Raw genomic sequence first — 21,660 nt, 5'->3', positions numbered from 1 at the left:
TTCCGCTTGCCTACCTAGGTTCGCCTACTCTGCTTCACTAAACTTCTGCGCCATGTTCTGCGGCACGCCAATGCTGTTGAGCATACCGCTCACCAAGCCCTGACGCCACAACGAAAAGACGGACAAGCGAAGGTCGCGGCGGCTTTGGATGTAGCCGGGTTTGAGCGTGCCGCGACGGCGCGGGTTCTCGTCGCGAATCACTACTACATTCACCAACTTCGATTTCACTTTCGAGAGTAGGTTCTTGTGGTCGGCACCGCCGTCTTTTGCCAGAAACGTGAGCTGCAAATCAGCGTACTGCGCCCGCATAATACCTTCGATGTGGCGGCGGTCGGCCCGCATCTGCACAAACACGTGTTTTACCTGTCCGCTTTTAAAACCAACTAGGCGGCACGGCTGGGTGATAGAGTTGAGCATCGTGATAGGTGCCGCTCCAAACGTACCTTCCACCCGGTGTCGCCCTTGCGGATCGAGGAGTGGCAGCCAAAAGGTAGCCTGCACGTGGCATTGGTTCTGGATCCACCCCGATACGCGCGCTACTACTGGGTGAGCGTTCGTCATGCGGCGCGGGTCGTTGGTGATGTTGGTGATGGTGCCCTGCATACGGTTCAGACTCATCGAGCCGACACGCCCGCTCTGCGGCGACAAATAGGTAAAATGCATGGTGCAGTCTGTGACGCGCAGTTGACGTACGTTCACCCGAAACGGCAGCTTTCCAATAGCATCGGGCGTTGCCACCGAATTTTCCGGGTTGAGGGCAAACCGTCCGTCACCGGCCACCTTTACTCGGGGGTGCCTAGCTTCAACCTGCCGCACCAGTAGCATCTTACGATTAGCCAAAGCGGCGTAGTCGAGCCCGAGCAGACGCAAGGAAGGTAGCCGCACCGTGAGGTGCGGAGACTGATGGTGCTTCCGCCGATTGAGGGCTGCGGGGGAGAGGGTTGGTACCAGCGTTACATCATGGAGCTGTAAAAGCCCAGAGTGAGTGGCCAGGCTCATGTGCTGATACGCTAACCGGTAGTTGGGCGCATCGAGCAGCAGCCCCCCCGCCCCGGTACGGGCGGTCCACGCCTGACCATAGTAGACGCGACTTGCATCGCGCGCACCCACAGCATCGATGCGCAGGTTGTGGCCGCTGAGCATCACCTCCTGCACCTTCGGAGCGCGCTGAATCGTTACCGTTCCCTGCCCATGCGTCACCACGGCATGCGCGAGCTGCACCCGGTCGAAATAGGGCGCCAGCAGCTTATGCAGGGCTGGCGGTGGTATGGTGGGCGGTTTAAACGTGATACGGGGCCGTTCAAATAGTAACGAGTCGGCGCGGAACTGCCGCCGTTGCAGGTCGGCAGTTTGCAGGCCCGTCAGGGCTAGGTGGGGTAGCACCAGCGCCACCTGCATGGCCCCTTTCGCCCCGCCGCTGCGCGTCGGCACTACCCCCAGCGAATCCAGCGTCAGCCGATGCGCTTGGGAAGAAAACTGCACGGCCGCAAGTGCTAGCTGGTGCGCTTGCACGGTAGCTATTACGCCAGCTACCCTAGCTTCTATGCTCGCCGCGTACCCGATGCGCTGCGTGTCGGCAGCCCCAGCCGCGCTGATCAGTATGTCCTGCAGACGCACATCGCCGCGGCGCAGCGACGCTAGAGGCTGCCGCCCCGTGGTGTAGCTAGCTTCCAGTCCGCGCACTTCCAAGGCCCCTACACGAATGCCTTCTAGGCTAAAAGGCAGTTGCTCGTGCAAAGGCTTGTTGCTGTTTGGAGATATAGTAGTCGGCAGGGACAGCACCTGCACGCGGGGGGTATCAAGCAGCAGGTGACCTATGGGCAGTACGCCATGTCGGAGCAGCGCCCCCACCCCGATGCCCGTAATAAACAACTCTTTTACCTCGAGCGTAGCGCGTGGCCACTGACCTCCGGCACCTTGAAACCGGGCGACAGGACCAGGTCGCAAATGAATGCCCCGTAGGCGCACGGAGCGGCGCCACCAACTTGTGTGCAATGAGGCTAGCTGTAGCTGATAGCGCCCCGCGGAGCGTTCCGCAACTTGTTCTTCCAGCTTCCGACGCAGCCAGGGATCGAACAGCAGGGAAGCCGCCGTGAGCAAACCGCCCAGAACGAGCAAAATGATGACCAGCCACTTCAGCCAGTTGCTGCGTGGGTGGACAGTCATTGCGTTTTCGGCAGATGGCGCGACTGGCAGCAGCGTAGACAAGACGAACTATACTTTAGGTAAGAAACGAACTCCCTAAACGATAAACCTCCTTATTCGGGTTTGTAATCTAGCAGAATAGCGAATTATTTATGGTTTATGTTTGGTTAGCGGCGCCAAGCTAGGTTGCGATGGTTGCGCCGATCAGATTTTCACTATTTCTTTCCATGTTTACCAACTACTAGTGACACCTCATCTCTAACCGGCTGCTCCGATGCTCGATTCTGATCCGCTTGCCCAGGCGTTGCTCGCCTCGTTTCGTCACAGCTTCACGGGCTATAAAAGCCTATCCGATCGTGCCTTGGCGCAGCTTACGCCCGCCGAATGGCTGTTTTGTCCGGCGCCGGGTGCGAACAGCGCTGCTGTGATTGTGCAGCACATGACGGGCAACCTTCGCTCGCGCTTCACCGATTTTCTGACTAGCGACGGGGAAAAGCCTGATCGTCAGCGCGACTGGGAGTTTGAGGAACCTGCTGACCTAGCAGTTGTGCCGGAGCTGCAACAGCAATGGGAAGCCGCTTGGCAGATCCTGTTCACGCTGCTCGACACGCTTCAGCCCGATGATTTACTTCGTACCGTCACCATTCGCGGGGAGGGCCACACAGCGCTGGCGGCCTTGCAGCGGCAGGTGGCCCATTATGCTTACCACGCGGGCCAGTTGGTGCAGCTAGCTAAGCATTTGCGCGGCCACGCGTGGCAGACGCTCAGCATTCCACGCGGCCAAAGCGAACAGTTTACGCACAACCTTAAGCGTTCAGCCAACAACTCTTAGTGTTTTAGAGTAAAGTACTTCCATGCTCGCAATTACTTCGCTGCTCAGCCCTCCGCATGCCCGGCGCATCAACAAAATCATCAAACGACTTGAAACGGATTTTGGCCTCGACGATGTGCAGGCCACCCCTGATCCGCATATCACCTACCAGCTCGCTGGGGTGCGCAAGCTGGAGTCGTTGAAGGAAGTACTACACGATATTGCCCAAACGACCGCGCCTTTTCCGGTGCACACCACAGGGCTAGGCGTCTTTCCGGGGCCAAACCCCGTTATCTATATTCCGGTGCTGCGCTCCGACGCGCTCAACCAGCTGCATCATCGCATTTTGGAAACCACGGCGCCACTCTGCCTGCGCACCGATAAATTTAGCAACCCCGATTGCTGGCTGCCCCACATTTCGCTCGCCCTGCATGACACTACTCCCGACCTGCTAGGCCCTGTATTGCAATTTCTTAATAAGGAAACATACAACCTCAAGATCATCGTCAACAACATCACCATTCTACGGCAGGAAGGGACGCAATTTGTGTGTGAGGAGTGCTTCAATCTGACCGGCAACAAAATCAGCGTCTAAGCCGCTGCTGCCACCCCGACGGTTTTCTCGTGCCTGTGCCCGACCTTTGGGCCCTCATAAACCAACCATTCTTCTTTTATGTACAGCATCGTACTTGCCCTGCACTCCTGGTCACGCTGGCTCGTTATCATTTTTGGCCTGATTGCCGTGTTCCGCGCCCTAGGTGGCTGGCAGGGACGGCGGCCTTACTTGGGCGCCGATAATGGCATGGGTGCAGCTTTCGTAGGCTCTATGCACTTACAGTTGCTACTCGGTCTGATCTTGTACCTAGGGCTGAGCCCACTTGGCTTGCAAGCCATGCAAACGATGGGCGGCGCCGCCATGAAAAACCCCGTGACCCGCTTTTGGGGTGTCGAGCATATTACGGCCATGATCATCGCCGTCGTTTGTGCGCAGGTTGGCCGCTCGCTCTCGAAGAAGGCAACGATACCAGCGCGCAAGCATAAGCTAGCTTTTATCTGGTTCACTATTGCGCTAGTGCTGGTGCTCCTCATGATTCCGTGGGGCATCTGGAACCCGGCGCGCCCGCTGTTCCGACTCTAAGTATCCAAGAGCTGCGTCACTTGTGAAGAGGGCGCAGCTCTTGTACTTTATGACTACCTAATTATCTTTATCCGTTTTTATTACCCTTGTACTTGCCTTCTGTGAATTACAGCAACATTATTGCTCTATATATAATAAAATATTAATACTTAGACATAACAATCCGTCTCCTTGCCCGTATTAGTCCTAAGCACAACACTTAACCTGAGTTCTAACCTGCAACACATCTACGCAACGTGCAAAAGTCATTGGCTAAATCTCGCTTCTCCCGTGAGGAGTTTTGTTATCTGATGGATTCCCATTTGCAAAAGCTGGAAACCTCTCTGGACGCTCAACATCAGTATGGCCGCGTGCTAGAGGCACTACGCCAGAACCTAGAAGATTATAAGAAGACCAAAGAGGTTGCTCTCCGCCAGACAGCCTAGCTTTCTACGCGAAGCCCCTTTCTCGACTTAGCTACCGTCTATATGCCACAGCGCCTCCCGATGTATATCGGGAGGCGCTGGTATTTGGCACTTGCTTAAGTAATAACTATCCTAAGCTTATTGCTTGGATTGCAACTTTTTGTAAGCTGCCATAAAGTACTGTTCGTCGGTAAACAGACGCTTTAGCTCCGGATTGGCGTTAATGTCAACACCGTGCTTTTCGAAAGCCAGCCGCGCCTTGTCCATGCTTTCTCGCAGCAGCGTCGGGTTTTTCTCAAACATCTGCGTCACGCTGGCGTAGTTGGAGCTGTTCTTTTTGGGAGTCGCTTTCATCTGCACGGGCGCAGCTTGCGTTGGGGCCGCTACTGTAGCCAGGGCTGTGCGCGTGGCACCGCTTGTAGAAGCCGGTGCGCCCAGAGGCTCTTCGGAGAAGGATGGATCTTTGGCTTTCAGGTACGCCACGATGCTGTTCATCTTGGTACGCGTGGCATCCAGTTCTTGCTGCTGTTGTTGCAGCTTCTGGGCCATATCATTGGAGTTGATGCCCACGGCTACGTTCACCAAGCCTACCCCCTTTCGGTTGGGGGCAGCTTCCCAGGCCACACCCACAATCTGCCGGTACTGATCTAGGGTCATGGCGGCGGGGCTCACGGCGCGGCCCATCCCGTCGTTGTTGCCCGAAGGCACGATGTAGTCGCCGATGTTCACCGAACCCAGCACTTTCACCGGCACCTGCCCCATGAAGGCTATTTTCTCCGACTTCGCTTTGGCTTCCGCGGCGGGCGAGTTGCCGAGCACGATGGGGCTCATCGACACCACCATAAAGTGGTCGGCCGTGGCGGTGTTGTGAGTGATTTTACCACCTTTCACGCCTACCACATCGCCGAAGGAAAATTTCTCCTGCGCATCGTTCCGCTCCAGCCATTCGGCGTAGTCGCCGCTGCCCGACTCGTACGTGACGCCGGCTTTATTTTCCATGTCCACAATGTGCTTGGTCATTTCGGCCGTTGCGACAATACCTTCTAATGCCATCACAGCTACCTCACCAAGATCAAGTTGCACACCGGTTGCTACGCCTTCGGCTATCACAAAGGCTACGTTGCCAGCATTCATGGCCACTTGCCAGCCGTAGTCGAAGCTATTCTTTAGCTCGCTTAATGTTTGCCCCTCCACACTACCGACAATTGTGTTGCTGCCGTTAACGAAGGAAAGATAGTTTTTGCTGCTATTGCTTTCACCGTTCACTTGGATCATGATGCCTTGGTTGGCACCCGAAATAGCCAGTGGGTAGTTGCCGGAATTAAACTTATCCCCGGTTAGCGCAGCCGTAATACTTACTTTGCCTTCGGTGTTCAAAGCTTTGGTGAAGGTACTGCCATTCACTCGCAATGAACTGCCGAGAGTAGCGGGTCCGGTCACGCCCAACGTGCTGCCCAACGTGGTGCTGCCCGTTACGCCCAAGGTGCTTTTCAGCGTAGTAGCGCCGGTTACGCCCAGCGTGCTGTTCAGGTTGGCAGCGCCCGTAACCCCTAGGGTATTGTTGAGCGAGGTAGCACCGGCCACTGTGAGGATGTTGTCGAGGCTAGTAGCGCCGGTCACGCCCAGCGTATTCGCTAGCTTCGTAGCACCCGTTACGTTCAAGGTGCTGCCGAGAGTAGCAGCGCCATCGGCATTAAGAGTGCTTTTTAGGTTCGTGGCCTTGTCGACGGTGAGCGTGCCGGTCAGGGCAGTGGCACTAGTGCGGGCTACCGTGAAGGGCCCGTTGTTGGTCGTAGTGCCACCTAAGGTGTTCAAGTACACGTTCTGCTTTACCGTCAGGTCATTGCCTACCACTGTGTTGCGGTCGATGGCAGCGTCGCGGACAACGTGTAGGTCGTTGCCCACGTTCAGGTTGGTTTTGATATTAATATCGCCGTTGCTAGTAATACGGAGCCGTTCGAGGTCGTTGGTCACCATCACCAAATCGGCCAAATCCGTGGTACCTAGCTTATCAGTGGCGGGATCTGATCTTGAGTTGCCAAACAACGACCAAGTTTGGGAGGGAATGCCGTTGGTTCCTTGCAGCCCAACGACTGGTCCCGACTTAGCCGAGGTTTCTCCCGAAAGCCGTGCGGCCGTGCCGGCATAAAAGGCGTACGGCACCGACAGCAGCTCCGAGGCCCCCATCAGCTTGTAGTTGGTGCCCCCCGCGGCGTCCATCTCTACTTGCAGGTACTGGTTGCCGCCGCCCCAATTAATGCTAGCAAAATCCCCCTTTACTACTTGTCCCCGGCCAACGGGCAGGGAGAAGGAACCATAGGCATTGGTGAAGGCTTTGTGCGTTTCGGTGTACACGGCTGCGCCGTTCGCTCCACCAGTCAGCACACTTATCCGCAGCGAAATTACTTTGCCTCCTAACAGCTTGCCGGCTTCATCGCGGGCAATGCCCTGGTAGTTCATTGCTTGTGGTACCTGCGCCATAGCAGCCCAAGAGGTGCCCAGCGTAAGCCCCAACGCGAGTAATATTTTTTTCATAGAGCGAGAAAAGAGGAGTGGGTGAAATGGTTATTTGTTCTTCTGCACCAGTTGCGTCCAGCGTTCCTGCGTGACGGTGTTGCGAAGGCTCAGGACATAGTTGGCCAGCGGCAAATCGGAAAGATCGAGGCTGGTAGAGCCGGTTCCGGGCGCTAGTGTGAAGCTGCGCACCAGTCGCCCTTGCACATCCAGAATCTGCACGAGCGTGGCGGCCGGGCTCACGGGCAAGCTGACGGTCAGGTTAGAGCGAAACGGGTTCGGAAAAGCCTCCGCCTTTGCTAGGCTCGGTCCCATCTTAGGGCTCAGCAGTGGGTCTAGGTCGCTGCGGTGGAAGCCTTCCAGCAGCACCTGGCCCGCTTTCGGGTTTTCGTAGGCAGCTATGGCTACCTCGCCTAGGGTCCAGTCGAGGCTAGCGCCGGAGGTGGTTTGGGATGGCTGCCCGGCTGCCCCGAGCACCGCAAGCGGTTGGTTGGTTTGACTAAACGCTACTTGCGCGCTAGCTAGGCCAAGAAAAGTGAGTAGAGTATGCTTCATAGTAGCTGGTATCAGGGATTTGTCCGTTGCTACTCTTATCAGGAGTAGCTTTATTTACCCGTTTTCAAGCTTGACTTTGCTTCCAAAGTCAAACTTGACAAACAGGTGCGCATCGTAGCGTAGGAGCTACTTACTATTCAAAGATGTAGCCTTGCCAGCAATGGAATTAATCAAAGGTTATAAAGGACTATTTTTGGTATGTCAACGACGGCTTTTGGTATGTCAACCGTTGTAACCTTTTATGATTCAGGCAAAAATTAAAGTTGAAACTTGAAGCCAAATGGCATACTTTAGGAGCCTTATTCAATTATTTACTGGGTAAATATCATGTTTGATCATCGTGTTCAAATCCTAATTGTAGAAGACGAAGCCGTACTAGCCATGGATTTGTGCGATACCCTGGAAGCTGAAGGGTACGTTGTGGTTGGCACAGCTAGCAATGGGCGGCGGGCATTGGATTTATTTCAGAAGAATCAGGTCGACCTACTCTTGTGCGACGTCAACATTAAGGGAGATTGGGACGGCATCGAAACGGCAACCCAACTGCTGGCAGTGCGGCCGGTACCCATCGTCTACCTGACGGCTCTCGCCGACAAAGAGACCCTTGATCGGGCCTTGCAAACAATGCCCGCGGCTTACCTGACCAAGCCAGCAACAACAGCTGGCCTGCGCGCTTCCATCGAGGTGGCGCTACGGGCCTTCGCCCGCCAGCCCACTACCCTCGCGGCGCTGCCAGAAACACCGGGCACTGCTGTGGCTTGCCCCACTCCCGCGCAGCCGAGCAAGGACATGCTTTCGCGGGAAACAATTTTGCAACTAGGTGAGTACGTCTTCATCAAAGACAATTACCAGTTTGTCCGTATTCCGCTCAAGGACATCATATTACTAGAGGCCAACAACACGTATACAACCCTGGTGACGCCCACCCGCAAGTATGCACTACGGCTGACGCTTAGTATACTTTTAGACCGAATGAACTTTCCGCAACTCGTGCGTACCCATCGCTCTTATGCAGTGAATATCCAACATATCCAATCCTTCAACGACAACGAAATGACGCTAGGAGAACAGGTCGTTCCACTTGGACGACAGTACAAAGACGCTTTTCTACGCCACTTCCAGGTGCACTGATCATCTGGCGCTGCTTACCTCCTATCCTAGCTTACCACACCCCAGCCTATTGCCCCTACTCTACCCTTAAAGATCAGCATACGGTCAGGCCCCTTTCTATGCGCTACCCGCTTCGTGCCTTTCGCCTTCTGGTTCTGCTACTTGCCTACGCTTATTCGCAGAACCTAGGTGCCACTTCCCTCGCTTCTACCGCCAGCCCTCCCGATTCCAGTGAAGTGAAGCAATGGTGTAAAGCCGCGCAAAGCTTGCTGTCTGCCAACAATGATTCGGCGGAAATACGCAGCCGGGAAATCATTCGGGTGGCGCATCGCATCCAGTATGCTTACGGAGAGGCGCTAGGCTACAATTTGCTGGCATGCGCGCTGCGCAACAAGGCCGATTTCTCGGCCAGCTTGTCGTGCAGTCAGAAAGCCTTGACGTTGTTTGAATCCCAGAGTAGTACCATGGGGATGTCCACTGCTTATAGCACTATGGCGCTCACCTACAAGCGTATTGCCGATGCTCAGCATGTGGAGCTACTCTCGCGCAAAGCCTTAGACTTTGCCCAGCTCGCGATAGTGAATGCCCGTAAGGGACCGCACCTGAAGGAGTTGAGCAAAGCGTACATCAACGCGGGCATCATCTACCGCGACTTGCATCAGCCTGATTCTGCGGAGGCTTGCTACTTGCGGGTGATGGCGATTGAGAATCAGCACCATCTCTCGGCGACGACCTTGGCCGTCTGCTATGCCGATTACGCACAACTTTTCATGGACGCGGGCCAACAACTCCCGAAAGCGGTGTGGTACCTTAACCAAGCCGTGGCGCTTTACAAGCAAGAGCACAACCTAACGGGCCTCGAACACGCGTACCGCAATTTGAGCTATACTTACCTAAAGCAAGGTAGACGCCAACAAGCCCTTGTTACCGCTAACCAGTCGCTAGCCTTAGCGCGCACCCTGCATGACCCGCACCGCCTCTTCAACTCCTTGCAAGTGGCGTATTTATCAAATAAAGAAGCCGGTAATTATCAGCAAGCCCTCGACTACCTAGCCGAGTGGAAAACGCGGGAAGATTCACTCGTTAATATTGAAAAGACCCAAGTAGTAGCCAAACTCGAAGCCACGTACGCCGCCGAAAAGAAGGAGGCGCAGATTACACGCCTTCACGAAGCTAACGCGCGTAAGACGCAGGGGCTTCTGCTGGCTGGTATTGGTGCAGCAGGACTGAGCTTGCTGCTGGGCCTTGCGCTTTGGCAGTCCCGCACCATTCAGCACACCAATGGGCAGCTGCAAGCCACCAACAAGGTTATCTTGGAGAACAACCACCGCATGAGTGAGCAGGCCCACCGGCAGAAGATCCTCATGAAGGAATTACATCACCGGGTGAAGAACAACCTAGCTATCGTTTCTAGCTTGTTGCGGTTGCAGTCGAACCGCTTGGTCGATGAAGTAGCGACAAAAGCGGTGCGCGAAGGGCAGCAGCGGGTAGAGGCAATGTCGTTGATTCACCAGCGCCTCTACCAAACCGACAATGTCACGACGGTAGATATGCAGCGCTACATTCCCGATTTAGTAGATAACCTCATGACGGCCTACGGTTACAAGCCCGGCTCCCTCGACCTCAATGTGCAGGTTGAAAAAGCCCGACTCGACGTTGATCTAGCTATGCCGTTGGGCTTGATCTTGAATGAGTTGCTGACCAATGCCTTCAAACACGCCTACGGGCACGTGGCGCAGCCTAGCTTGCGGGTGTACCTAGGCCATGACCCAGAAGATTCACTACGTGGCTTGTTGCTCGAAGTACAGGACAATGGGCCCGGCATCAATCCGCTACAATGGCAGCAATTTACGGGGTCGTTCGGCAAGCGTCTCATTAGTTCACTTAGCGAGCAGATCGGCGGCTCTTTCGAGCTGAGCAGCTACGCCGGCACGCTGTTTCGGCTGCATATTTCGCAGCACGTGCTAGAAGCCGCCGCATAGGCTAGGTAGTAACGCAAAAACCCTGACAGAGGCTTCAAGCCCTGTCAGGGTTACAACGGTAGAACAAAGCTAGGCTAGCTCTTCTAGTTAGATGGCCTGCCCACCCGACGCCTCAAGGCGCTGCGCATCAATCCAGCGAGCTTCGTCGGTGCAGAGGAAGGCCACTACGGGACCAATATCGTCGGGCAGACCCACGCGGCCCATCGCCGTTAGGGAGGCGATGTGGCTGTTAATCTCTTTGTTATCGCGCGTGCGGCCACCACCGAAATCCGTTTCGATGGCGCCAGGGGCCACAATGTTTACTCGAATGCGGCGGTCAGCTAGCTCCTTGGCCTGGTACTTCGTCAGGGTTTCCATGGCCGTCTTCATGCTGGCGTACGTCGAAGAACCAGGGTAAACAATACGCGTTAGGCCCGACGAGATGTTGATGATGCCACCACCGTCGTTGAGCAAGGGCAAGGCTTTCTGCGTTAGGAAGAAAGGTCCCTTGAAATGAATGTTCAACGCTTGGTCGAACTGCTCTTCGGTAGTATCAGCAAAGGGCGAGTACAGACCAGTACCAGCGTTATTGATCAGGAAGTCGAACTTATCGGTGCTGAAGGTGTCGCGCAAGGCGGTTTTTACCTGCTCAAAGAACCCGTCGAAGGTCTTAATGTCGGAAGCATCAAGTTGCAAGGCAACGGCTTGCTGACCTAGTTTTTTGATTTCGGCCACGACACCTTCGGCCTCACCCTGCTGGGTATGATAGGTCAAGATTACACTGATCCCTTTTTGGGCTAGGTTCAGGGCCATGTTCTTGCCGAGGCCGCGGCTACCGCCGGTCACCAGGGCTATTTTGTTTGTGCTCATGTGTTTGCGTGTTCAGGTTAACACTGCAAAGATGGGGCGCCCACTAGCCTTAATTCTGGTGAGTAGTTAAGAAGAAATGGTGAGTAGTTCCGAAGCAGCAGCCCGTTGCTCTGCCCACGTCTGCTCCCGAAACTGCTTGGGCGTGACGCCCACAAAGCGCTTGAAGAACTTGGTAAAGTTCGACGGATCGTAGGTGAGCCGCGCCGCTATTTCGGCTATCGACAAGCGCGGGTCGAGCAGCAGTTCCTTGGACACAGCTACTAGCTTGCGCTCGTAAATAGCGCAGGCTGCCTCGCCTGTGGCAAGCTTCAAAGTATTGCTCAGGTGCGTCGGGTGAATGCAAAGCTGACTAGCAAAGTCGCGAATTTCGAGTGCTTCCGTAGCGCGGCCGGCTACTAAGTCATCAACGTGCGCGAGCACAAGCCGAGTAAAATCAGCGGTTATCTCGTGCTGGCGCGCTAGAACTTTCTTGGGAATGGTGGTTGCGGGCATAGCTGCTAGCCGTCTATATGAACATAATCAGGTAAGAACCCTTTCATGTATATCGTGAATGTATGATTCTGGTCGTGAAAGGTTTCGAATGCTATTTCCCATTCCAACTCTTTCTCTTTCTTCTCGATAGCAGGTATCGAAAGATAAACCGGCCAGAATTCCTTTGTAAAATCCTGAATAGTGAAGTCAGGTTTCCAGTTTCTGACCTTAGCTGTGATAAGCTTTTGTATACCAGGTATAAGTGCGAGATAGTTTTCCTCCACCTGCCGATAAAATTCCTTCTGCGCAGTTGTTAATCCTGGTAACTTACCGCTAATACCTAGCCCTATTACTTTACTAGTGGGCTTAAAGAGTCGCTCGTCTCCAAAATACTTATCTTCTACACGAGTTCTCTCCCCAAACAAGAAGCTCCAGAAACCCATACTTTATCATTAAGACCAATAGATAAACCTAATGTACAGAAGAGCTAGGTCCAATAAAAGTACATACCTAATCTAAAACGACCTAGCTCCTTCTGGTTTGATTTACGTAACTTCGGTCTATGCCGAAGACCCAAACGCTCGAAGATTTCTACAAGCACAAGATTCATTGGATGCCCGAAAACCTGCAACAGGACATCGGACATTTCAACGTATTCCGCCTAGATGACTACGTGGGTCCGAATGCGTGCGCGCTGCCTTACAGCCGCAAAGACTTCTATAAAATCACGCTCGTGACGGGGCACAACAGGTATCACTACGCCGACAAAACGGTGGAGATAAACGGCAATGCGCTGCTGTTTGCCAACCCACTAGTGCCCTACCACTGGGAGCCCCTCGACGATAACCAAACCGGCTTCTTCTGCATCTTCACCGAAGCTTTCCTGCAACGCCACATGACGGTATTAGCGCAGGAGCTACCCGTCTTTAAGCCTGGTGGTCAGCCCGTTTACTTTCTGAACGACGAGCAGCTAGCGACTACTAAGCAGCTATTCGAGAAGATCTTTGCCGAGATTGACTCGGACTACTCCTATAAATACGACTTGTTGCGCGCCTATGTGTTTGAGCTGGTGCACGGGGCCATGAAGCTGCAACCTGCCTCCACCTTGTACCATGACAGCAACGCTGCTACGCGCATTGCTTCGCTGTTTACGGAGCTACTGGAGCGTCAATTTCCAATTGAGTTGCCCGGCCAACAGGTAAAGCTACGCAACGCCAACGCCTTAGCTGCCCAACTGGCCGTGCACGTCAACCACCTGAACCGGGCGCTGAAGGAAGTAACGGGCAAGACCACCTCTCAGCTCATTGCGGACCGCCTTGTGCAAGAGGCGCACGCCCTGCTGAAACACACCGCTTGGAACGTGTCGGAAATCAGCTACTCCCTAGGCTTCGAGGAACCGGCGCACTTCAGCAACTTTTTCAAGAAACGAGCGGGTGCTACACCCTCCGCGGTGCGCACTGTTTGATTTTTGCAAGTATCTGTTTGAACCGGGCAAGCGCCTAGGCTCTGGTGGGTTCTAGTTTTGCACTGTACAAACAGAGCAACGATGAACAATCCCAAAACCTGGTTTATCACGGGTGCTTCCCAGGGCCTCGGTTTAGCGCTGGTAAAGCGCCTTCTGCACGAAGGTCACCAAGTAGCCGCCACTTCCCGCAACCAAGCTAGCCTCGCCGAAGCCGTTGGCACCACCTCCCCCGCTTTCCTGCCTCTGCAAGTTAATCTAGGTAACGAAGCCAGCGTGCAGCAAGGCATTGAGCAGGCCATCAATATGTTCGGTCGTCTGGATGTAGTCGTGAACAATGCTGGCTATGGCATTGGTGGCAGCATCGAAGAGCTAACTGATGCCGAAACGCGCCAAGCTTTCGACGTGAATGTGTTCGGGACGCTAAACGTGATTCGGAAGGTGCTGCCGCACCTGCGTAAGGTCGGCGCCGGGCACATCATCAACATCTAGTCCATTGCCGGCATCACCGGTGCGACGGGTTGGGCTATCTACGCAGCCACCAAATCAGCGATGATAGCCTTCTCGGAAGTGCTAGCCCAAGATGTGGCGAGCTTCGGCATCAAGGTCACGGTGATAGAGCCGGGCGCTTTCCGCACCAACTTTCTCACGACTGAGTCGCTGAGCCTCGCTCAGCAGCCCATTGAGGCTTACCAAGCCGTGCGCACTTCGCACGAGAAGTACTTGCAAATGAATGGCACCCAAGCCGGCGACCCGGAGAAAGCCGCCGCCGCCATTCTACAGCTAGCCTCCGAAACCAAACCCCCAATCAATCTGCTCCTCGGCCAAGACGCCTACCAACGCGCCTTGCAAAAACTCGACACCTTGCAGCAAGAATTTCAAACCTGGCAACCTCTCACTATTTCCACCAGCTTCGACGCCTAAAGGCTAGTAGAGCATCAGCGTTGGGAATCAGGGAATAGCAGGACAGGTAACAAAAAAATCATGCGGTGGCGTCAAGCAAAAGCCAGTGTTATTCGTCTACTGCAATAGCGAGGCACAAAATATTGTGTTTCGACAATCGTTCAACGAGTAGCAAGCTCCGCAGGAATGCCTGCTTGTGTTCCGATCTGTTAACCTTCTTCCTTTCCTACTATGCTCTATTTATTTGCCCAGCTAGCGCTAAGCGACTCTCTTACTTACCACGATGACTACGAAGAAAATATGGTTCGTGACCGGCGCCTCGAAGGGCCTAGGTCTGACGCTCGTCCAACAACTTCTAACCGCCGGTTACGCAGTAGCGGCCACCTCTCGCAATGTGGAGGAACTGAAGCGCGCCGTGCCGCTTAAGACTGATCAGTTCTTGCCCCTAGCTATGGACCTCGGCAACGAGGACAGCGTGCGGCAAGCCATCGAAACGACCATCAGCACCTTAGGTGGCCTCGATGTGGTTGTGAATAATGCTGGCTACGGCCAGATTGGTGCCCTGGAAGAACTCTCCGACCAAGAAGCGCGCAACAACTTTGAAGTGAACGTGTTCGGGATGCTGAATGTGATTCGCTACGCCACCCCGCACCTGCGCCAGCAAGGCTCCGGGCGCGTGTTCAACATCTCCTCTATCGGGGGCATCTCCGGAGATTTTCCCGGCTGGGGCGTCTACTGTGCCACTAAGTTTGCCGTGGCTGGCCTCACCGAATCGTACGCCGCCGAGGTAAAGCCGTTTGGCGTGTATGCCACGGTGGTGTACCCCGGCTACTTCCGCACCGAGTTTCTCTCGGCTGGCTCCGTGGGCAAACCCCAAACACCCATCGACGCCTACCAAGCCGTGCGCGACTCGCAAACGGCACACGAGCAGCAGATCAACGGCAACCAGCCCGGCGACCCGCAAAAGGCAATGGAGCTCCTAATTCAGGTAAGCGAGTCCGAAAACCCGCCCGTGCACCTGCTCCTAGGTGCCGACGCCTACCAGCTAGCTGGCCAAAAGATGGCCACCTTGCAGCACGACATGCAGCAGTGGCAAGAAGCTGCTACAGCTACCGCGTTTGTGGAGGCGTAAGGCTCAGAGGCAATTACTATCCTTAAAAACACGAAAGGGTAACCAGCTGGTTACCCTTTCGTGTTTTTGTAGAAAGGCAGTTGAAGCCTTACTCACAATAGCCTGGACCAGTGATACCTTCGTTGTAATTGGCTAATGCAGTTGTAAGTGCGCCCGTCTTCTTTGGAGCTAGGTTGCCCCCGCCAACGGGCGGCACAACCAGCCCACCGATAAGCGCATCGGCAGCAGCAATACTCGCAGCCACAGCCGTGGCATCGGCTCCATTCGCGACATTCAACTTAGCCGCGATAAGTTGATGAGCCAAAGAAATCAGACCGTTGCCTCCAGCAGGAGTATTGAAAATATTCTGCAACTGCTCAGCTGTATACTTCACGGTACCTAGCTGCATACCGTTGATTTGCGTGGAAGATTACGTTGGTCAACCAACATAGCTTGTCCAAATAGCTTTTCTTGTGGTCATGAAAAACGTTCTACTTTTTCTTCTCCTACTCTCGCTGGCATTTACAGGGCACACGCAACAACGGCCTAGCATGTACTTCAGCGACACTACTCGCCTAGGGCGGCCCATGGCCAAAGACCCTTGTGTGGTGCGCTTTAAAAACCAGTATTTGCTCTACTACTCCATTCCCGAAAACAAAACGACCGGCTGGGGTATCGGCATTGCTAGCTCCACAGACCTAACGCACTGGCAGAAAGTAGGAGAGCTGACGCCTGCGGCCGCCTACGAGCAGAAGGGCTTGTGTGCGCCCGGTGCTTTGGTGCGCGGCGACACGGTGCACCTGTTTTATCAGACCTACGGCAACGGCCCGCAAGATGCACTTTGTCACGCCGTTTCGGCCGATGGCGTGCACTTCCGCCGCGATGCTTCCAACCCTATCTTTCATCCGACTGGCGCTTGGACCGTAGGCCGTGCCATCGACGCGGAAGTGGTACCCTTCCGCGGCCAATACTTTCTTTACTTCGCCACCCGCGACCCTGCTTACAAGGTGCAGATGCAAGGCGTGGCTACGGCACCGCTCAGCACTGGCTTTGGTCGCACCGCTTGGCAACAGCAGGGTACTGGCCCCGTGCTAGCCCCACCTTATCCTGGGAGAAGAACTGCGTGGAAGGAGCTTCGTGCCTACAAAAAGGCAAGTACTTGTACCTATTCTACGCCGGCGCCTACAACAACGAGCCCCAGCAGATCGGCGTAGCTCGCAGCCGCGACGGGCTAACATGGGAGCGGCTCTCCGACAAGCCGCTGCTCCCCAACGGCCCCGCTGGCAGTTGGAACAGCAGCGAGTCGGGCCACCCGGCTATTTTTCAGGACCCGGTCAGCGGCCGCACGTACTTGTTCTACCAAGGCAACAACGACCAAGGGCGCACCTGGTATTTGTCGAAGGTGGAAGTAAAATGGAAGCACAACAAGCCTTACCTAGCTGATTAGCAAAAACTACCGCGTCAGAAGAAGACCTTCTAAAGGAGCATCGACCCGAAACTGAGTCGAAAACCTACATGGCAAGCCAGACACAAGTAAATAGCGTCAGCAATGAAGTGCCGCTTTCCACGATAGTCAACCCCTGTGTTAAGACAAAGGCCCGCCGCTGAGCTTCAGCGGCGGGCCTTTGGATAAGGTAACCTAGGTTAATTACTGCCCTAGCACTATCGCAAAAATCAGCGGCGCGACAATCGTAGCGTCTGATTCGATGATGAACTTGGGCGTGTTCTCCCCGAGCTTACCCCACGTGATTTTCTCGTTGGGCACGGCGCCAGAGTAGCTACCGTAGCTGGTAGTGGAATCCGAAATCTGAGCGAAGTAGCCCCACAGCGGCACGCCGTGGCGGCCTAGGTCTTGGTGCAGCATGGGCACGACGCAGATCGGGAAGTCGCCGGCAATGCCGCCGCCAATCTGGAAGAAGCCTACGGTGCTTTCGTGCGTAGCTTGCTCCGTGTACCAATCGGCCAAGTACATCATGTACTGGATGCCCGTCTTCATGGTGTGCACATTTTTGATGTCGCCCGAAATGACGTGGCCCGCGTAGATGTTGCCGAGCGTAGAGTCTTCCCAGCCGGGGCAGATGATCGGCAGGTTTTTCTCGGCGGCCGCTAGCATCCAAGAGTCCTTAGGATCAATCTGGTAGTACTGCTCCAGCTCGCCCGACTTCAGGATTTGGTAGAAGAACTCGTGCGGGAAGTAGGCTTCACCAGCTTGGTCGGCCTTCTCCCAGAACTTCAGTACCGTGTGCTCGATGCGACGCATGGCTTCTTCCTCCGGAATGCAGGTGTCGGTCACGCGGTTCATGTGGCGCTTGAGCAGGGCGTGCTCGTCGGCGGGCGTCAGGTCGCGGTAGTTGGGTACTCGCTCGTAGAAGTCGTGCGCTACCAGGTTGAAGATATCTTCTTCTAAGTTAGCGCCCGTGCAGCTGATGATATGTACTTTATCTTGACGAATTAGCTCGGCCAGTTGAATACCCATTTCGGCTGTGCTCATGGCACCGGCTAGGGTAATCATCATTTTACCACCTTCCGCGAGGTGCTTGTTGTAGCCTTCGGCCGCGTCGATAAGCGCAGCGGCGTTGAAGTGGCGGTAGTGGTGCTTAAGGAAGTTCGTGATTTGCATCGACTCGTTGTTCAATGAATAGGTTGCGGTTTACAATCAATTAGCAACCTTAAATCGTTCATTCTTCAGGCTCTCTGTTAAAAGATTATGAAGAATGAACAACTCGGGCTGGGTTGCTTACCAAACAGCTAGCTATACCGGCTGCTCGATCATCAGGTTGTGGTTGGTGTAGATGCAGATGTCAGCGGCAATGTGCAAGGCATCTTCTACCATCTGGCGGGCTGTGAGGTGCGGCGCGTGCTTTTTGAGGGCTAGGGCTGCAGCTTGCGCGTACATAGCGCCGGAGCCGATGGCGGCTACGTCAGAGTCCGGTTCGAGCACGTCGCCGGAGCCGGCAATGATGAGCAGTTCGTCTTTGTCGCAGACCACCATCATGGCTTCCAGCTTACGCAGGTATTGGTCTTTGCGCCATTCCTTGGCTAGCTCGATGGCCGCGCGACGGAGCTGCCCGCCGTAGCCGGAAAGCTTTTCCTCGAACTTATCAAGCAGCATGAAGGCATCGGCGGTGGAGCCGGCAAAACCCGTCACAACTTTGCCGTTTTGCAGCTTGCGTACTTTGCGCACGTTGCTCTTGGCCACGTGCTTATCCATGGTCGCTTGGCCGTCGGCGCCGAGGGCAATTTCACCGTTGTGGCGCACGCCAAGAACGGTAGTGGAGCGTATTTTCATAATCGATTTATACCTAGCGGGTGTCAGTTACCGATTACTGAATAGCAGAAAAAACGTTTGTCATCCTGACGCAGGAAGGACCTTATCCCGTCAGAACGATCTTCGATAGACGAGTCGTTTTCACGGAATAAGGTCCTTCCTGCGTCAGGATGACAGATGGTTCTCAGCTGGCACCTACTCAGAATCGGGCCTGCAATTTAGCAAAGTAAAATCGGCCGTTCGCGCCCATCTGCACCGGGTCCCAGGCGCCGCCTGTTTCTGTTATCTGCGGATTGAACATGCTGGGATACTGATTGAATAGGTTGGAGCTACCTAGGATAACCTGTAAGTTGTTGGTTAGCGCGTAGTTCAGCGTGAGGTCGGTCGTGACGCGGGGCGTATATTTATCTACGTCGCCATTGTAATCAATGAGCGATACTTTGGCGAACCGTACAAAGCGCACCAAGGCGCCAAAACGTCCTACCTGATAATCGAAGGTCAAATTAAGCTTCGACGGCGGCGCCGAAGCTTTCACGAACGCCTGCTCGCGGGCGCCAAAGAAGTCTTCCTCCCGCCCCGTCAGGCGCCCCGAGGTACGCACCCGATCAATTTTGAGGTTGTTGAAGTTCGCCGCGAAAGTAGAATTCAGCCGCCCCGCCGTTCCGAGCGTGGCCGAGTGGCTCAGCACTACATCCAAACCGATGGAACGGGTATCCGCGGCATTAGCGAAGAACTGCGCCTGCCCTACATTCAACGCTTGCAAGTCAGGGCCAATAACGGGGTCGTCGGACGAGAACTGGCTCGTGAGCACCACCCGGTCTTTCACCTTGATGTAGTAGCCATCCAGCGTCAAGCTCAAGTTGGAGCCGATGCGGCTAGTCAGGCCAATGTTGGCGTTGTTCGAGGTTTCTTGCTTCAGGCTCGGGATACCTAGCTTTTGCGTGACGGCGCTGTTGTTGCGCGCCAATAGCACTTCCACCGGCTGCCCTTGAATGAAGTTGGTGACGGTGGAGTTGAAGTTGACCTGGGCCAGCGAAGGTGCCCGGAAGCCCGTGCTGTACGTACCGCGCAACGTCAGAAAATCGGTCAGGTTGAAGCGGGTAGCTACTTTGTAGTTGAGCGTGCTACCAAAGTCGCTGTAGTGCTCGTAGCGCAGTGCAGCTTCCAGCAGCCAGCGCACCGTTACATTCAACTCTGCATCGGCGTAGATGCCGATGTTGTCCCGACTTGCCTTGATCACGTCATTGGGCTGAAAGCCGGGAAAGCCCTGCGCGCCGCCGGGCCGCCGGAGCGAATCAGGGGTGCCCGCCGGGTCGTAGTTCCGGTACGATGCTTCCTCACCCGCAAACAGCGAGTACCATTCCTTGCGCCACTCGGCGCCAGCTGCCACGTTGAGGCCCTGCAGCACCGTTTTATAGTTGCGCGTGAGACCTAGGTTCACCACGTTTTGTTGCAGCTGAAAGCCTCCCGCATCGAACGTCGTAGGCGAACTAGTTCCCAGCGAAGTATTCAGCGTATTACGCACGCCGTAATGGAAGCGGTTGGAGCCAAAATCATTGCTCAAGTCCACGTCCCAGCCTCCTAGGTTCGCGCGGATGCCTGCTACTCCGGTGGCATCCCAGATGTCGCTCGTGATGATCGGGTCGAAGCCGTTGGGGTAAATGGACGGTACGTTGCGTGGGCTGTCGGCAAAGCGCGTCCAAGCGTAGGCGTCGCCCTTGCGCTTGTTGCCACCGCCGAATACATAGATGTGCGCCTTATCGCTGAGGGCAAACTTGGAGTTGATGTACGCCGAGGTGTTCGTCACGCGCGGGTCGCCGTACTCGCGGCGAGCTAGGCCATCGGGCGAGGGCACGTCGGCCCGTTGGGTGTGCTCGCGCCGGTTGTAGTCGACGGTGGCGTTGATGAAGCTACCCTTATCCCCTAGCCCTATTCCGTAGTTGATGTTGGTGTTGAAGTTACCGCCATCGAAATCTCGGTCGTCGAAGCGGTACTTAGCGTCGTAAGCCCCATAGTTGGCATTAACCGTCAGGTCTTTGGAGCTTTTCAGCACGATGTTGATGACGCCGGCAATAGCATCGGAGCCGTACTGGGCCGCCGCTCCGTCGCGCAACACTTCGATCCGCTCGATAGCGGCGGCCGGAATCACGTTCAAGTCAGTGCCCGTATTGCCGCGGCCACGCGTGCCAAACAAGTTCACCAGCGCCGACTGGTGCTGACGCTTGCCGTTGATGAGCACCAGCGTTTGGTCAGGACCTAGGCCGCGCAAGGTGGCGGGGTCGACGTGGTCGGCGCCGTCCGAGCCGGTCTGGCGGTTCGAGTTGAACGAGGGCGCCACGAATTGCAGCAACTGGTTCACGTCGAGCTGACCGGTTTTGGCCGTCACGGTGCGCACGTCGATGATATCAACGGGCGAAGGTGAATCGGTGATAGAGCGGTTCTGGCTGCGCGAGCCGACTACCTGCACACCGGCCAAGCTGGTGCTAGCTTCTGCCAGGCGCACAGTTGTAGCTCCCCCCGCGGCGCTTATTTCTTGCGAGGCAAAGCCAATGGAGCTGACCACCAACCTAGGCTGCGCGGTGCGCGCTTTCAGCGTGAACCGTCCGTCGCCGCCAGTGCCGGTGCCGTTATTAGTGCCTTTCTCCACCACGGTTGCTCCGACCAGCGGCCGACCAGCTGGGTCGAGCACTTGCCCCGTTAGGGCTTGTCCTTGCCCAAAAGCCGCAACGCTAAGCACGCAGCAGATAGGCGCTAGTAGTAAATGTTTGTTCATCGTGAGAAAGAATGGTGATGGTATGGTATAGTAGAATTTACAAGCGGGAGCGGTATTCTTTTACAATAAAGCAATAAAAGCTTAGCCTTATTGCAAGAGCGTATCCCGGCAGCAACTTAAGGTAGGATTAGAATTAGAAGCTCCCCTCCTCTTTTGAGGAGGGG

The 21,660-nt window shown here is 55.2% G+C and carries 20 protein-coding genes and 1 pseudogene; 11 read left to right on the top strand and 10 right to left on the bottom strand.

The features are described 5' to 3' along the window. Positions 1 to 24: 24 nt before the first annotated feature. Positions 25 to 2,208, bottom strand: a complete 2,184-nt coding sequence (locus tag SD425_RS07755) for a hypothetical protein (RefSeq protein WP_324677126.1) — start codon at positions 2,206 to 2,208, stop codon at positions 25 to 27. Positions 2,209 to 2,419: 211 nt separating this feature from the next. Here SD425_RS07755 and SD425_RS07750 point away from each other — a divergent pair, with 211 nt between their 5' ends. The 4 genes from SD425_RS07750 to SD425_RS07735 all read left to right on the top strand — a co-directional run bounded on the left by SD425_RS07750 (position 2,420) and on the right by SD425_RS07735 (position 4,519). After that, positions 2,420 to 2,977, top strand: coding sequence for a DUF1572 family protein (locus SD425_RS07750; RefSeq protein ID WP_324677124.1), 558 nt, complete (start codon positions 2,420 to 2,422; stop codon positions 2,975 to 2,977). 22 nt (positions 2,978 to 2,999) lie between these two features. Next, positions 3,000 to 3,551, top strand: a complete 552-nt coding sequence (locus SD425_RS07745; RefSeq protein WP_324677121.1) for a 2'-5' RNA ligase family protein — start codon at positions 3,000 to 3,002, stop codon at positions 3,549 to 3,551. Between the two features lie 78 nt (positions 3,552 to 3,629). Beyond that, positions 3,630 to 4,094: a hypothetical protein gene (locus SD425_RS07740; RefSeq protein ID WP_324677119.1), complete on the top strand. Its 465-nt coding sequence runs from the start codon at positions 3,630 to 3,632 to the stop codon at positions 4,092 to 4,094. 290 nt (positions 4,095 to 4,384) lie between these two features. Next, positions 4,385 to 4,519, top strand: coding sequence for a hypothetical protein (locus SD425_RS07735; RefSeq protein WP_324677117.1), 135 nt, complete (start codon positions 4,385 to 4,387; stop codon positions 4,517 to 4,519). A 117-nt stretch (positions 4,520 to 4,636) separates the two neighbouring features. Here SD425_RS07735 and SD425_RS07730 read toward each other — a convergent pair whose 3' ends face one another. Together SD425_RS07730 and SD425_RS07725 are read right to left on the bottom strand one after the other, a co-directional pair. Next, entirely contained in the window at positions 4,637 to 7,033 is a 2,397-nt protein-coding gene (locus tag SD425_RS07730; RefSeq protein ID WP_324677115.1) for a hypothetical protein, read from the bottom strand. A gap of 30 nt (positions 7,034 to 7,063) precedes the next feature. Continuing rightward, the gene (locus SD425_RS07725; protein ID WP_324677113.1) at positions 7,064 to 7,567 is read right to left on the bottom strand and encodes a T9SS type A sorting domain-containing protein; all 504 of its coding nucleotides are present in this window, start codon (positions 7,565 to 7,567) and stop codon (positions 7,064 to 7,066) included. Between the two features lie 327 nt (positions 7,568 to 7,894). On the opposite strand from SD425_RS07725, the gene SD425_RS07720 reads away from it, so the two are divergent. Both SD425_RS07720 and SD425_RS07715 read left to right on the top strand, forming a co-directional pair. Continuing rightward, positions 7,895 to 8,698: a response regulator gene (locus SD425_RS07720; RefSeq protein ID WP_324677111.1), complete on the top strand. Its 804-nt coding sequence runs from the start codon at positions 7,895 to 7,897 to the stop codon at positions 8,696 to 8,698. Between the two features lie 98 nt (positions 8,699 to 8,796). Then, positions 8,797 to 10,659, top strand: coding sequence for a sensor histidine kinase (locus SD425_RS07715; protein ID WP_324677108.1), 1,863 nt, complete (start codon positions 8,797 to 8,799; stop codon positions 10,657 to 10,659). Positions 10,660 to 10,746: 87 nt separating this feature from the next. On the opposite strand, the gene SD425_RS07710 is transcribed toward SD425_RS07715, so the two are convergent. The 3 genes from SD425_RS07710 to SD425_RS07700 form a co-directional block, all read right to left on the bottom strand. Beyond that, the gene (locus tag SD425_RS07710) at positions 10,747 to 11,508 is read right to left on the bottom strand and encodes an SDR family oxidoreductase (protein WP_324677106.1); all 762 of its coding nucleotides are present in this window, start codon (positions 11,506 to 11,508) and stop codon (positions 10,747 to 10,749) included. 66 nt (positions 11,509 to 11,574) lie between these two features. Beyond that, positions 11,575 to 12,000: an AraC family transcriptional regulator gene (locus tag SD425_RS07705; protein ID WP_324677103.1), complete on the bottom strand. Its 426-nt coding sequence runs from the start codon at positions 11,998 to 12,000 to the stop codon at positions 11,575 to 11,577. Between the two features lie 5 nt (positions 12,001 to 12,005). Then, positions 12,006 to 12,422 (bottom strand): hypothetical protein, encoded by a 417-nt coding sequence (locus SD425_RS07700; RefSeq protein WP_324677101.1) that lies wholly within the window; start codon positions 12,420 to 12,422, stop codon positions 12,006 to 12,008. A gap of 119 nt (positions 12,423 to 12,541) precedes the next feature. Between SD425_RS07700 and SD425_RS07695 the strand changes: the two genes are divergently transcribed. The 3 genes and pseudogenes from SD425_RS07695 to SD425_RS07685 all read left to right on the top strand — a co-directional run bounded on the left by SD425_RS07695 (position 12,542) and on the right by SD425_RS07685 (position 15,476). Beyond that, complete coding sequence (locus tag SD425_RS07695; RefSeq protein ID WP_324677098.1) at positions 12,542 to 13,444, top strand: helix-turn-helix transcriptional regulator; 903 nt, start codon at positions 12,542 to 12,544, stop codon at positions 13,442 to 13,444. An 81-nt stretch (positions 13,445 to 13,525) separates the two neighbouring features. Beyond that, positions 13,526 to 14,365 (top strand): annotated as a pseudogene (locus tag SD425_RS07690) (SDR family oxidoreductase). A 262-nt stretch (positions 14,366 to 14,627) separates the two neighbouring features. Further along, complete coding sequence (locus tag SD425_RS07685) at positions 14,628 to 15,476, top strand: SDR family NAD(P)-dependent oxidoreductase (protein ID WP_324677096.1); 849 nt, start codon at positions 14,628 to 14,630, stop codon at positions 15,474 to 15,476. Positions 15,477 to 15,564: 88 nt separating this feature from the next. Here the strand turns inward: SD425_RS07685 and SD425_RS07680 are convergent, their stop codons facing one another. Continuing rightward, the gene (locus SD425_RS07680) at positions 15,565 to 15,864 is read right to left on the bottom strand and encodes a hypothetical protein (RefSeq protein ID WP_324677094.1); all 300 of its coding nucleotides are present in this window, start codon (positions 15,862 to 15,864) and stop codon (positions 15,565 to 15,567) included. Positions 15,865 to 15,934: 70 nt separating this feature from the next. Here SD425_RS07680 and SD425_RS07675 point away from each other — a divergent pair, with 70 nt between their 5' ends. Together SD425_RS07675 and SD425_RS07670 are read left to right on the top strand one after the other, a co-directional pair. Further along, on the top strand, positions 15,935 to 16,669 hold the full coding sequence (locus tag SD425_RS07675; RefSeq protein ID WP_324677092.1) for a hypothetical protein: 735 nt from the start codon (positions 15,935 to 15,937) through the stop codon (positions 16,667 to 16,669). After that, entirely contained in the window at positions 16,615 to 16,902 is a 288-nt protein-coding gene (locus SD425_RS07670; RefSeq protein ID WP_324677090.1) for a hypothetical protein, read from the top strand. Before SD425_RS07675 ends, SD425_RS07670 begins: the two co-directional genes overlap by 55 nt. Before the next feature lie 201 nt (positions 16,903 to 17,103). Here the strand turns inward: SD425_RS07670 and SD425_RS07665 are convergent, their stop codons facing one another. From SD425_RS07665 to SD425_RS07655, 3 genes are all read right to left on the bottom strand, one after another. Beyond that, a complete protein-coding gene (locus SD425_RS07665) occupies positions 17,104 to 18,075 on the bottom strand; it encodes a deoxyhypusine synthase family protein (protein ID WP_324677088.1) in 972 nt (323 codons plus the stop codon). Between the two features lie 132 nt (positions 18,076 to 18,207). Further along, positions 18,208 to 18,744 (bottom strand): ATP-dependent protease subunit HslV, encoded by a 537-nt coding sequence (hslV, locus tag SD425_RS07660; protein ID WP_324677086.1) that lies wholly within the window; start codon positions 18,742 to 18,744, stop codon positions 18,208 to 18,210. 178 nt (positions 18,745 to 18,922) lie between these two features. Continuing rightward, a complete protein-coding gene (locus SD425_RS07655) occupies positions 18,923 to 21,496 on the bottom strand; it encodes a TonB-dependent receptor (protein WP_324677084.1) in 2,574 nt (857 codons plus the stop codon). Positions 21,497 to 21,660: the final 164 nt, after the last annotated feature.

The organism is Hymenobacter sp. GOD-10R (assembly GCF_035609205.1).
Classification (GTDB): domain Bacteria; phylum Bacteroidota; class Bacteroidia; order Cytophagales; family Hymenobacteraceae; genus Hymenobacter.
Note: the sequence above shows the minus strand (reverse complement) of the source record. Positions and strands in the feature narration are given on the sequence as shown.